Below are 1055 nucleotides of genomic sequence, written 5' to 3'. Positions count from 1 at the left end.
GGGAAAGAAAGGGGCCAGGCGTGCCATCTGCGCGTCGGTCAGCCAGAAGAGATCGCTCATGTCACCGCTCCGTTTTCGAAGCCGTGAATCATGCTGTTCACGCGAAATCAATGCATCCTGACCCTAACCGCCATATTCCAGCGAATTCCGGGGCAGTCCTTGTCAAGGTGGGGGATTTTGTGGGGGATGCGAATGTGCTCTGGCCAGCTTTTCGCATAAAATTCAAATGCTTACACTTGCATAATGGCGGAGACGAAGGGATTCGAACCCTCGAGACGGTTTCCCGCCTACTCCCTTAGCAGGGGAGCGCCTTCGACCACTCGGCCACGTCTCCGCCGACGCGTATATCCAAGGCAACCTTGGGATTACAAGGCGATTCTGCCCCGTCCCGAAAAAACCTCGCTCTCACGGAAGACCTGCTCGAATGGCATCAATCCGAAGCGAAAGCACGCGCGGAACGGAATGCTGTCGCCCGTCGACTTCGAGCGGCGGCAGAAACTGAGAGACGAAGGCGCCCGAGAAACTAGGGGCTGCTCAGTCAGACCGAACGCCGTGACGCCCCTCTCGCCAAGCTCGAAGAGGGCCGTGCGGGCCTCTCCAAGGGGTCTGATTGACGAGGGTTCAGCCCCTTTTCACGGAGGCATAAAGGTTACCCAAGCGTAAAAACGCGCCTGTAACCCCTTGATCCTGCATTCCCCCTAAGCTGTCCACGTGAAACTCCCAGGCAGGATCTGCCACCTCGCCTCCGATAGCCCACTGAAAACACTGGATGCGGAAAATACGGTGGCCAAAAGGTCTGCCACCGCGGCGGGTCTATTTTTGCCAGCGAAATTCATTCTGTCGCGATACTTGTCGCGATCAGCGTATCGATCCAGCCTTGTGATCAGCCCCACTTGAGTGGTCCAGTTTGAATGTTAGTGCATGATTGGCCTTGGTTCCATCGGGACGATGGTTTCCGGGGCCGGTGGGCGGTAGCCCAAGGCACTATGCGGGCGTTTCGTGTTGTAGTGTTTCCTCCATTCTTCGATTAGGATTTGGGCTTCGCGCAGGCTGTA

General features: G+C 56.9%; 1 protein-coding gene and 1 tRNA gene. Both read right to left on the bottom strand.

Translation table 11 applies throughout. From position 1 onward, the window contains the following. Nucleotides 1–244: 244 nt before the first annotated feature. Nucleotides 245–334: transfer RNA gene (locus ACTXGA_RS24480), tRNA-Ser, on the bottom strand. Between the two features lie 580 nt (nucleotides 335–914). Next, the coding region (locus ACTXGA_RS24475) for an integrase core domain-containing protein (protein ID WP_443397308.1) at nucleotides 915–1055 on the bottom strand (141 nt) is incomplete at its 5' end.

Origin of the sequence: Antarctobacter jejuensis (assembly GCF_052266595.1) — a bacterium.
GTDB lineage: Bacteria > Pseudomonadota > Alphaproteobacteria > Rhodobacterales > Rhodobacteraceae > Antarctobacter > Antarctobacter jejuensis.
Note: the sequence above shows the minus strand (reverse complement) of the source record. Positions and strands in the feature narration are given on the sequence as shown.